Here is an 11,853-nt window from a genome sequence, read left to right as displayed (position 1 = left end):
GGGCGAGAGGGCGGGCATGAGAATATCGATCGCCATTAAAAGACCTGTTTCGATTGTCGCAGCGGCGAGATGTGGGGGAATGGCGCTGAACGCACCGCTTAGAGCCCCAGTCTCGGAGCATGACCAGTTCTCCTGTTGCCATCCCGAGCCACCATGAGGACGGAGCAGGTGTTGCTATTCCCTATCACAATCATGGTCGAGGTTCATGCCTGGCGCTCTAGATTGCCGCAAGTTCAGGCGACTCGACGCAATTCGTGAACTGTCGTTGTTCCGACCCTGACCTACCATCTGGTGGATGGTGGATACCATGACGATCTTCCAGACCCCACCGTGGCAGGGTTCCTCCCGGCTGTGTCCAGTGATGTCGATCTCGTCACCTCAGGGGGGCTCCCAATGGCCAAAGTACTGGTTGTTTCCTATTCCTCGACACGCGGATCCAAGTGATGAGAACATCGACACCGCAATGAGCGGAGATCTGTGCCGGTGCGAGACGTATCCTCGTATTCCCGTGGTCATCAAGTCAGTTTGAGGAACGCATCCATGAACGGCGCTGAACTGCTTGTATCCGCACTGGAGAACGAAGGCGTGCAGCAGATCTTCGGGGTGCCCGGAGAAGAGAACCTCGACGTGGTCGAGGCGCTGCGACGCTCTTCCATCCAGCTGGTGCTGACCCGCCACGAGCAGGCGGCCGCCTTCATGGCGGCGACCCATGGCCGGTTGAGCGGCATGCCAGGGGTCTGCCTGGCCACCCTTGGTCCCGGCGCACTCAACTTCGCCACCGGCGCCGCCTATGCCCTGCTTGGCGCCATGCCGATGGTCATGATCACGGGCCAGAAGGGGATCCTGAGCCGGAAACAGGCGCGGTTCCAGATCGTGGACATGGTCGCGACCATGATGCCGCTGACCAAGATGGCTCGCCAAATTGTCAGCCCGGCAACCATCCCGACGATTGTGCGAGAGGCCTTTCGGGTGGCCCAGCAGGAGCGGCCGGGACCGGTGCTTCTCGAGCTGCCGGAGGACATCGCCGCTGAACCCGTTGGCGCGATCCCGCTGGTGCAGCCCCATCCTATCGATCCGCCCGTTGCTCCCCCAGAGGCTCTCGATCGCGCGGCCGCACTGATCCTCAAGGCCGAGCGGCCCTTAGTGATGCTGGGGGCGGCCGCAAGCCGGCCGCGCCTGGCCGCGGCACTGTCGGAGTTCGTGCGGCGCCTGCAGATCCCGTTCTTCAACACGCAAATGGGCAAGGGAGCGGTGGCGGGCGGCTCCGGGCTGTACATGGGCACCGCCGCCCTCTCGGAGCGTGACTACGTGCACCGGGCGATCGACCGCGCCGATCTGATCGTCGCGATCGGCCATGACACGGTGGAAAAGCCGCCCTTCCTAATGGGGCCGAAGGGACCGATCGTCCTGCATGTGGGCTATCTGCCGGCGACGGTCGAGGAGGTGTTCTTCCCGCACGCCGAACTGGTGGGCGATGTCGGGCCGAGCCTCGGGCTGCTGGCGGATCGTCTCGAGGGCCAGCTGCCCAAGGCGGGGGCGCTGCTTGGCCTGCGCGAGGAGATCCTGGCCCGGATCGCTGATCGGGCGGAGGAAAGCCGCTACCCGCTGACCCCGCAGCGCATCGTGCATGACGTCCGGACAGTGATGCCGGAGGAAGGCATCGTCTGCCTCGACAACGGCATGTACAAGATCTGGTTCGCCCGCAACTACCGCACCCACGTGGCGAACACGCTGCTGCTCGACAACGCGCTCGCCACCATGGGGGCCGGCCTGCCTTCGGCCATGATGGCGGCGATGCTCTACCCCGACCGCCGAGTCCTCGCGGTGTGCGGCGACGGGGGGTTCATGATGAACTCGCAGGAGCTGGAAACGGCGGCGCGTCTCGGGCTCAACTTGGTGGTGCTGATCCTGCAGGATAACGCCTATGGGATGATCCGCTGGAAACAGGCCGTGGACGGGTATTCCGACTTCGGCCTGACCTTCGGCAATCCCGACTTCGTGACCTACGCCAAGGCCTATGGCGTCAAGGGCAGCCAGGTGGACAGTCCGGATGACCTTGTAACGACGCTGGAGGCCGCCTTCACCGACGGCGGTATCCATCTCGTCACCGTGCCGGTAGACTACACGGAGAACATGCGGGTTCTCGTCGAGGAGTTGCGGGATCAGGCCCAGAAGACGTGACCAGTCCCAGAAGAGTGGAGGTCAGGATGATCGAGGTTGTGCAGGCATTCGATCGCGTTCCGATCACCCGCCTCGACAGTGATGATGCGGCGGCGCTTGAGGAGAAGCTCGCAACCGCAAGACGGCTGTTCAAGGATCGCGGCGCTTGGCTGAAGCCGTACGAGCGGATTGAGATCCTTCGCAGGCTGGCCGTGCTGATGGAGGGCAGGCGCGAGCACCTCGGGCGTCAGATCGCCCAGGAGGGCGGCAAGCCGTTGACGGACGCGTTGGTCGAGTCCGACCGTGCCATTGATGGAGTACGGAACGCCGCCGACGTGCTGCGTGTCGCGGGCGGCCAGGAGATCCCGATGGGACTAACGCGGGCGAGCGTCGACCGCCGGGCCTTCACCATCCATGAGCCGATCGGTGTGGTCGCGGCCATCTCCGCCTTCAATCACCCGCTGAACCTGATCGTCCACCAGGTTGTGCCCGCGATCGCGGTCGGCTGTCCGGTGATCGTCAAGCCGGCCTCGGCAACGCCGCTCTCCTGCATCGACTTCGTGGCTCTCGTCCAGGAGGCTGGACTGCCGGCCGGCTGGGTTCAGACCTTTCTGCCGGAGACCAATGACCTTGCCGAGGCGCTCGCATCCGACCCCCGTGTTGCCTTCCTCAGCTTCATCGGCTCGAGTCGGGTCGGCTGGTACCTGCGCTCGAAGCTGGCGCCCGGCACGCGCTGCGCCCTGGAACATGGCGGCGTCGCGCCGGCGATCATCGACCGCAGTGCCGATCTCGACCGCATCATAGAGCCCTTGACGAAGGGCGGCTACTACCATGCCGGCCAGGTCTGCGTGTCGACCCAGCGCATCTATGTGCACGCAGATCTCCAGCGCGAGTTCATCGACCGCTTCGCCGCGCGGGTGGAGGCTCTCCAGGTCGGCGACCCGGTCCTCGCCGATACAGCGGTCGGTCCACTCATCGCGCCGCGCGAAGCCGATCGGGTTTCCTCCTGGATCGAGGAGGCTGTCGCGGGCGGTGCCCGCGTGATCGGTGGTGGGCGTCTCAGCAACACCACGCTGCGGCCGTCGATCCTGATCGACCCGCCGCGGGAGGCCAAGGTCTCGACGCTCGAGGTGTTCGGCCCGACCACCGGCATCTATCCGTTCACCCAACTCGACGAGGCGATCACGGCCGCCAATTCGCTGCCGGTGGCCTTCCAGGCCAGCATCTTCACCGAGAACCTGCGGACGGCGTTCGAGGCAGCCGAGCGGGTTGACGCCTCGGCGGTGATGATCAACGACCACACGGCGTTCCGCACCGACTGGATGCCGTTCGCGGGACGGCACCAATCCGGGCTTGGCATCGGCGGCATCCCGTGGACGATGAAGGAAATGACCGCAGAGAAGATGATGGTCTTCAGGACGTGAGATGAGCGCCACCAATGACGGGTTTGCTCTCAAAAATCCCGCTGAACCCGAAAGCGGGCTTCAAGCGCGTCCTCGGCGTTGATCAGGCGGCCTGATGCCGGATCGTTGCCCTCGAACACCCGGCCGCGCGGGTCGACACGGCGATAGAGCGCCTCGACCCCAACATAGAGGCCGCTCACCGGGATCCAGCCGAGATTGCTGCCGATCCGCCACTCGGCCGTGTCCGGGAACCCGAGGGTGCCGCCGGCCGGAGCGGTCACGACGCTGTTCGCCGGGTACTCGACCACCCCGTAGGAGCCGAACATCACGTGCCGGATCTGTGGCGTCCAGAAGTGCAGGAACACGGCCGTCGCGGCCCATCCCCGGGACCGGCGCACCGCTCCGGCGGCATCCACATAAGCGTCGGTCTGAGCAAGCGTGAGATCCTTGATCGACGAGTCGCCGAGGCCAAGATAGCTCAGCGCCCCTTCCGCATAGGCGGCCTGGAGCCAAAGCTCGTCCCCTGCTGCGATCATGGGCAGTTTGACTTGGACTCCTGCCTGCACGGCAAAGCCGTACTCGGTGTCGACGAACGGAGCCGGATCGAGCCCGGGGACAGGATTGGTGCCCCGCATCTGGTGCACCGCCGCGGAGAGCTGGGCCTTGCCCCAATCCGGCTCCCACAACAACTGCCCGACGAGATCCGGAACGCGTGCGCCGGACGGACCGAACTCCCGGCCGGGAAAGTCTGGTCCATTCGGGGCGGCGAACTGCCGCCGCTCGATGGAGTCCTCCAGTGCAATCGTTGCCGAGAGGTCGGAACCCAGCTTGAAGGTGTAGGCGAGAACGTTGTTCATGACTTCGGAGACGATGAGATCCGCGAAGTTGTAGTCGTTGGTGTAGAAGTCGAAGAACGACTCCAGACGGCCTGCGGTCAGGCCGCCGAACTGGATGTAGGCCTCATCAAGACGGAACGTGTCAGACCCGTAATTGCCCGTGTTGCGGGTGAACTCGTATTGCGTCTTGGCCCGCAGCAGGCCGTAAGAGGTCCGGGTGCGGGCATCGAGGGCGATGCGGCTGCGGGCCCTGAAGCCAACGGCGTCGTCGGCGCGGGTGCCTGGTTCCAGATACCGGATCTCTCCCCGGGCCCGACCCGCGATCCGCAGGCAGGTGTCAGTCCCCGGAATGGCGAAGAAACCGGTGCCATGAGCGGAGCAGATGCGCACGGACTCAACGAGGTTCGCGCCCTTGGTCGGCAGATCGGCCGCCTCGGAGCCTGTCGGAACAAGGCACCCACCGATGATCGCGGCACAGGCGGCTGATCCGGTGCGGATCTTTCGGAGCACGCTCATGATGGTTCCCTTGTCTCTCGCACGACCCAGCCAAGCATATCTGTGGATCGCGCCATTGTGTTCGATGCGGATTGATAAGGAACTAAATGCGGCCGCTCGTTCAGCCTCACGGCGCTGACGCCAATACTCCCGGCGCTCATACCTCTCTCATGCGGGATCGCTAATGTCGATCCGGGGGCTTCCATTGGAGCCGATCCCAAGCTGAAGTACGGGTTGAGCCATTGTGGGTGAAGCGACGACCAAGCCAGATCCGATCATGGCGACAAGTAAGACAATTCTCTTCATTCAAGGCGTATCCGATCAACAATCGCGACCACCCATTCCAAGCTTGGCCTTTATGGCCGCGTGCACAATCCCTCACATCACGGCGAAAACATGGCCTGAAGCGGTGGTCACCGCGCCGTCGGGCGTGCAAGCCGGATCGCGAGGTAGATCGCGCAGCACATGCTGGCAAACGCGAGCCAGGCATAGGGCCAGAGCAGCGGCATGCCGACCAGGATCAGCGCGTCGTTGCCGCCGGGGACCAGGGCACCGCCGATCCCCATCAGCGTGCCACCCGCAAGGCAACGCCCGACGCTTGCTGCGTTCGGCGTGATGTGCCTGATCCGTCCTGCCGTCCAGCCGCCGAGCAACGCGCCTGCAAGTAACACGGCGAACAGCAGCAGCCTGGGCGCCAAGTCGGCTGTCATGCCGTGCGCTATCCCGGCGAGCGTCTCGGTATAGGTCCAACTTCCCACTGTCAGGGACGCCACGAGAAAGGTGATTCCGATGATCGTCGTCGCAACATGCGGTGACCAAATATGGCCGAGCGGCGTGATGCCCTTGCGCCGGATCGTCCGGCCATGAGTGAACAGCCGAGCTGCGATAAGCACAATGCAGAGGATCGCGAGCCAGGCCGATGCCTCAAGCACGCTCGATGTTTCGGCCAATCGCACAGGGGCAGGCAGGTGGACGACCGCCAGGCTGCCGAGAAAGAAGCCGACCGGCGTGGCGATATAGGCCCACTCGCCCGAGCCGAGACTCGCGATCGTGCCAATCACGCAGGTGCGGTTGACGAAGGCACCAATGCCGAGCAGCATGCCGCCGGCGACGGTGGTGAAGCCGGCGGCATAACCGACCGGCATCACCGGGAGTAGGCTGGCCGCATTCAGCAGCACGAGACCGCCGCCGACCCAGAGCGATGCCTCGACCAATGCGGCTAGTCGCCCGAACCGCCGCTCAGCGACAATCTCTTCTATCGCAGCGACGGTGCAGGTTCCGCCGCGCTGGATCGCGAATCCCATAAGGCCGATCGCAGCTACGGCAGTCAGGATGGAGAGGGTTGCCATCGGTTGACCGTTAGGCGGCAGCCGCCGATGCAATCGGCATTGCGCTGGGCATCGCCACGCGGTCGGGCGAGGAACCGATCGGTTTGGGTTGGCTACTCATGTTGAGTGCCTTCCATTCGGAACGGCGGCGATCCCCCAAACCGCCACGCCACCACGTGTTCAATTCACTGGGCCGGAGTGGCTCATCGGAGCAGGTTCTTCCCTGGACGGATTCAGTCCCTGCGAGCGCATCACCTGCACGGTCACAAACCAGAGCACGACGCCGATCGCCAGCAGAATGCCCGCAATGGCGTATTGGACTGGGGCACGACCGGTCCAGGGGCCAACCAAGAAGGCGCACGAAACCGCACCGAGAACCGGCAGGATCGTCGGGCTTCTGAAGTGCTCGTGGTCGACTTTGTCCTTCCGGAGCACAAGAACCGCAACGTTGACGATGGTGAAGACACCGAGAAGGAGGAGTGCGGTCGTGCCGCCGAGCGCTGGCACCGCGCCGACGAAGGTCACCAGGCCAAAAGCCAGAAGCGACGTGAAGGCGATCGCGATGTAAGGCGTGCGCCGGTTCCGATGCACCCGGCCGAGGATGGGCGGGAGCACGCCTTCGCGGCTCATGCCATAGACGAGACGGCTCGCCATCAGCATGTTGATCAGCGCTGAGTTGGCCACCGCAAACATGGTGATAAGTCCAAAGACGCCAAGCGGGAAGTCTGGTGCGCCGGCTGAGACCACCTTGAGAAGCGGCGCCTCGCCCTCGCCGAGTTCGGCGGCCGGGACGAGAGTGATCGCCGAAATCGAGACGAGAATGTAAATGAGGCCGGTGATCACAAGACCAGTCAGCAGCACCTTCGGGAAGATCTTTGAGGGGTCCTTGCTCTCCTCGACCATGTTTACCGAGTCCTCGAAGCCTACCATGGCGAAGAAAGCCAGCGTCGTTGCCGCAATCACGGACCAGAACACGCCGCGATCGCCTGCCGGTTCGAAGGTGAGAGCACGGGACACGTCGCCCTGCCCCGCGCCGATGGCCCAGAACCCAATGACGATGATGATGAGCAAGCCTGTGAGTTCGATGCAGGTGAGCACCACGTTGACCTTCAGGCTCTCGCCAACGCCGCGGAAATTGACGATCGCGACAAGTGCCATGAAGACGAGACCGACGAGCGTGATGCCGAAGCCTTCGAGCCCAAGGCCGAAGCCGGACGAGAAGTTGGCCGCGAACGCCCTTGACGCAGTGGATGCCGAGGTGATGCCTGAGCACATCACCGCAAAGGCCACGAGGAAGGTAACGAAATGAATGCGGAAGGCCTTGTGGGTGTAGAGGGCGGCACCCGCGGCCCTGGGGTATTTCGTGACAAGTTCGAGATAGCTGAAGGCGGTGATCAGCGCGACGACGAAGGCCACGAGGAACGGCAGCCAGACGACGCCGCCGACCTGTTTTGCCACCTGTCCGGTGAGTGCGTAGATGCCGGTGCCGAGAATGTCGCCAACGATGAAGAGCAGCAGCAGTCCCGGTCCCATCACCCGGTGAAGACTGGGTTCGAGCTCCACCTTGCCAGATGGGTCGCGGCCTGTTGCCAGATCACTCATCGGAACAATCCTTCCTATGGCGGATCAATTGGTGAGACTGCCAAATCGTTTCCATCGGCTGGACAAGAACCACCCACGCCGCGTTTGCTCATAGTGCGCCTTGGCATTTGGACGCGTGACGCTTGTCGCCAGCTAACGCTGATGACGGGTATGCATTAAAAAGGGCAGTAATAATCCGCGTTTCTTAGTGCAAGCAGAAAAACAAGAACCGGTCACGTCAGGGTTGGTAACCGGAGTGTCAGGTGCGAAATCGCACCTGACAACGTCCGAAGCAATTGAACGCCCCCACTATCATCACCCTGCCAAACGTCCGATTCACTCCAGCAGGCCATTGGGCGAGAGGCTCATGCGATACAAGTCTGTATCCTTATGGCTCTGCTTCCGGCAGGGGGTCGCCTTCCAGAGTCGGCGATGGCATCTCACGTAGCCCGCTTCGTGACCCTCATCATCCCCTTCACGACTATTTTTGATGTCGGGGCCTTGCAAAACGATACAGATCAGTATAGTTATGCTGTGTTAGATACAGACTAGTATCGTTTCAGGCAGGGACAAAGCCCGGAACATACCACTGTGATCGGGAGAGTTCATCATGACGCCAATCGTTACCCTCCGTCGTCTGAAACGGAGCCTTCTCGCCGCCAGTGTTGTCGCCGCCGTGATGGGTTTCGCCGCAACGGCTCAGGCGCAATCGCTGACCTACAGCCAACGCACGCCGTCATCCACCCAGTCGATGGAGGCGGAACGAAGCGGCCGCAGTGTCGCCCGCACTGGCGCGACCGTTCCCAATCCAGGCACCGCGAAGATCGGTCCTCAATCCGAGATCGAACGACGGGCCCAGACACGAAGTGCCAGGGCCATCCGAACGATCTGCATCGGTTGCCTGTAGGCGAGATGGGCCATGGATCGGAATCCTGTCCAAAGCTCCCGGAGCGCAACGATTGCCGCGATGATCGCGCTGATCTCTGCAATCATCCTGCTTTATCTGCCGCTGTTTCTGCGCTGATGCGTTCTGGACGGCGGCCTCATTCAACAACGACGCCGAGGTATGGGCTTGATTCACAGCCGACCTCAGGAGAGTAAGATGCAAAGCCTCAAGGTAGAATTTCCGGGATCAAGTGGAGATCCGCTTGCCGCCCGGCTCGAACTCCCGTCTGGCCCAATCCGGTCGTACGCGATCTTTGCCCATTGCTTCACCTGCTCGAAGGACCTCTTCGCCTCCCGGCGGATCGCGTCCGAGCTCGCCATGCGGGGCATTGCGGTTCTGCGGTTCGACTTCACTGGTCTCGGGGCCTCGGGCGGGGAGTTCGCCAACAGCAACTTCTCCTCGAACGTGGAGGACCTCCGGCGAGCCGCTCAGTATCTTGCGAGCCATTTCGGTCCCGCCGAACTCCTGATCGGCCACTCGCTCGGGGGCGCCGCTGTCCTGGCGGTGGCTACGGACCTTCCCGAAGTACGGGCGGTGGTGACGATCGGGGCCCCGGCCGATACGGAGCACGTGATCCACAACTTCAGTACGCATGTGCCCGCCATCGAAAGCCACGGCGAGGCCGCGGTGGAACTCGCCGGACGTCGCTTCACCATCCAGCGGCAGTTTCTCGACGACCTGCGCCAGCCCCATCTCGAAGCCAAGATCCCCGATCTCGGACGGCCCCTGCTCGTCCTCCATGCTCCCGGCGACCGGATTGTCGGAATCGAGAATGCCAAGCGGATCTTCGAGGCGGCCTCGCACCCGAAGAGCTTCATCTCCCTCGACGGGGCCGACCATCTCCTGACCCGCCATGAAGATGCGATCTTCGTCGCCGAGGTTATTAGCGCCTGGTTCGGCAAATACCCGTCAAAGCCGATGGGCGCAGAACCGGCGGGCCACCACGATCGCATCCTCGTGCGTGCGTCGGGCGAAGGCCGCTTCCAGCAGGTCGTCGAAGCGGGCCGGCATCGGCTGCTGGCCGACGAGCCCGAGAGCTATGGCGGGTTGGACAGCGGACTGAGTCCTTACGGCTTCGTGTCGGCGGGACTCGGCGCCTGCACGTCGATGACGCTGCAACTGTATGCCGAGCGCAAGGGCTGGCAGCTTCCGCCGTTCACTGTCGAGGTGCGGCACGCCAAGGTTCATGCCGACGACCGCGGAGAAGGGCGCAGCGGCAAGATCGATCAGTTCGAGCGGCGGATCACCTTCGAGACGGATCCCGGGCCTGCGGTCACGGACAAGATCGCGGAGATCGCCGACAAATGCCCAGTCCATCGGACGCTTGAGGCTCGCTCTCATATCCTGACGAAGGTCGAAACCGCGAATGCCTGAAGCCCGGCGCGAGAGTACCTTGTTGTGCACGAGGTGGATACGCCTCTGCAATCGAACGGTGATGGTACAGTCCCTTCACTCAGTCTTGGGCCTGTTTTGTAGCCCGGCCCGCTGGCAGGATTGCTACCATTGAGAGAAGCCATTGCTTTGGCTTCAAACGGAGAATTCCCATGTTCATCGCCTTCGTTCTTTCCAAGATCCATGCCGTCCAGCGCTACCGTGAGTCCGTCCATGAGCTGTCCCATTTCTCCGACCGCGAGCTCGATGACCTCGGTATCTCCCGCTACGAGATCGACACTGCCGCCTAGAGCCTCGCATGCAGCAACAGCGGCTCCAGTGCCTTCCGGCGGATGCATTCATCTGACCTCTTTTTAGGATTGTTGAGATTACCCTATGACCACACATCGCACCGAGGTCCTGATCATCGGGGCCGGACCGGCCGGCTACACCGCCGCCATCTATGCTGCCCGTGCCAACCGCAAGCCGCTTCTGGTGACAGGCATTCAGCCGGGCGGCCAGCTCACCATCACGACAGATGTTGAGAACTACCCTGGGTTCGCGGAGCCCGTTCAAGGGCCATGGCTGATGGAGCAGATGCGACAGCAGGCGGAGAATGTCGGCACCAATCTCGTGTACGACACCATCACCTCGGTTGATCTCTCCAGACGTCCGTTCCGGGCTGAGGGGGACTCCGGCGATAGATACATCGCTGACGCCCTCATCATCGCAACGGGAGCTCAAGCCCGCTGGCTCAGATTGCCCTCGGAGGAAATCTTCAACGGGTACGGGGTCTCGGCCTGCGCGACCTGCGATGGTTTCTTCTATCGCGGCAAGGAAGTCGTGGTTGTCGGAGGTGGCAACACGGCCGCGGAGGAGGCCCTCTACCTGTCGAACCTTGCTTCCAAAGTCACGATCATTCATCGCCGTGATCGCCTGCGGGCGGAGCCTATCATGCAGGACCGCCTCCTGGCCAAGCCGAATGTCGAGGTGATCTGGAACCACGTCATCGACGAGGTGATGGGCAAGCAGGAGCCGGTGAAGGCGGTGACTGGCGTTCGGATCCGTGACGTGAACACGGGTGAGACGCGGGAGCTCGCCACGGACGGACTGTTCGTTGCCATCGGCCACGATCCCGCCACCAAGCTGTTTCGTGGGCAGCTCGACATGGATGATGCCGGCTACATCAAAGCCGGCTCCTGGTCGACGAAAACCTCAGTGCCCGGGTGCATGGCGGCCGGCGATGTGATCGACCCGGTGTTCAGGCAGGCCATCAGCTCCGCCGGAATGGGGAGCATGGCGGCCTTGGAAGCCGATAAGTTCCTGGCCGAGCACTCCCTTGATCCGGTCACCCGTTCAGTCGAGAAGCGTGAAGAGCAGATGGTCGGCGCGGGGGCCTGACGATGGATGGCGAAGCCAAGCGCCGGCAGGAAGAAGGGCGAGGACACGGGATCGAAAGCCATACGCTCCAGCCAGTGGCACCGCGTGGATCCTTAATCTCGCAAGGTTGAGCCGGTCCTATGTGGCCTGAGGGGCTTCGGGATTGAGCTGTTGAACGAATGAGCAATCGAACTTCAAACATAAAGAGTGCCGCACGTTCGCATAAGCTTTAGTCGCTTTCACCGTCAGCAAGATTCATTCAGAGGACTGAACCGCGATGCGCGTGACCTTGAGCCTGTCCGACAATCCCGCCACCACCCTGGTCGAGCGGGCGATCATGGAGTTCCGCAGCG

Annotated in this window: 9 protein-coding genes; 6 read left to right on the top strand and 3 right to left on the bottom strand. The window is 62.9% G+C overall.

Going from position 1 to position 11,853, the window contains the following annotated elements; translation table 11 throughout:
• Positions 1–540: 540 nt before the first annotated feature.
• Positions 541–2,181: an acetolactate synthase large subunit gene (locus IC232_RS31690; RefSeq protein ID WP_190848930.1), complete on the top strand. Its 1,641-nt coding sequence runs from the start codon at positions 541–543 to the stop codon at positions 2,179–2,181.
• 26 nt (positions 2,182–2,207) lie between these two features.
• Positions 2,208–3,584, top strand: coding sequence for an aldehyde dehydrogenase family protein (locus IC232_RS31685; protein WP_190848929.1), 1,377 nt, complete (start codon positions 2,208–2,210; stop codon positions 3,582–3,584).
• A 29-nt stretch (positions 3,585–3,613) separates the two neighbouring features.
• Here the strand turns inward: IC232_RS31685 and IC232_RS31680 are convergent, their stop codons facing one another.
• The 3 genes from IC232_RS31680 to IC232_RS31670 form a co-directional block, all read right to left on the bottom strand.
• On the bottom strand, positions 3,614–4,915 hold the full coding sequence (locus IC232_RS31680) for a porin (RefSeq protein WP_190848928.1): 1,302 nt from the start codon (positions 4,913–4,915) through the stop codon (positions 3,614–3,616).
• 392 nt (positions 4,916–5,307) lie between these two features.
• On the bottom strand, positions 5,308–6,243 hold the full coding sequence (locus IC232_RS31675) for a YeeE/YedE thiosulfate transporter family protein (protein WP_190848927.1): 936 nt from the start codon (positions 6,241–6,243) through the stop codon (positions 5,308–5,310).
• Positions 6,244–6,402: 159 nt separating this feature from the next.
• A complete protein-coding gene (locus tag IC232_RS31670) occupies positions 6,403–7,824 on the bottom strand; it encodes an APC family permease (protein WP_246812524.1) in 1,422 nt (473 codons plus the stop codon).
• A gap of 589 nt (positions 7,825–8,413) precedes the next feature.
• Here IC232_RS31670 and IC232_RS31665 point away from each other — a divergent pair.
• The 4 genes from IC232_RS31665 (at position 8,414) to trxB (ending at position 11,521) form a co-directional block, all read left to right on the top strand.
• The gene (locus IC232_RS31665) at positions 8,414–8,710 is read left to right on the top strand and encodes a hypothetical protein (protein WP_190848926.1); all 297 of its coding nucleotides are present in this window, start codon (positions 8,414–8,416) and stop codon (positions 8,708–8,710) included.
• A 195-nt stretch (positions 8,711–8,905) separates the two neighbouring features.
• Positions 8,906–10,123, top strand: a complete 1,218-nt coding sequence (locus IC232_RS31660) for a bifunctional alpha/beta hydrolase/OsmC family protein (protein ID WP_190848925.1) — start codon at positions 8,906–8,908, stop codon at positions 10,121–10,123.
• A 170-nt stretch (positions 10,124–10,293) separates the two neighbouring features.
• Positions 10,294–10,431, top strand: coding sequence for a DUF1127 domain-containing protein (locus IC232_RS31655; protein ID WP_190848924.1), 138 nt, complete (start codon positions 10,294–10,296; stop codon positions 10,429–10,431).
• Between the two features lie 85 nt (positions 10,432–10,516).
• Complete coding sequence (trxB, locus tag IC232_RS31650) at positions 10,517–11,521, top strand: thioredoxin-disulfide reductase (RefSeq protein WP_190848923.1); 1,005 nt, start codon at positions 10,517–10,519, stop codon at positions 11,519–11,521.
• Positions 11,522–11,853: the final 332 nt, after the last annotated feature.

Source organism: Microvirga sp. (genome assembly GCF_014699075.1).
Lineage (GTDB): Bacteria > Pseudomonadota > Alphaproteobacteria > Rhizobiales > Beijerinckiaceae > Microvirga.
The sequence above is the reverse complement of the archived record's forward strand: the minus strand, read 5'-3'. Positions and strand labels throughout refer to the sequence as shown.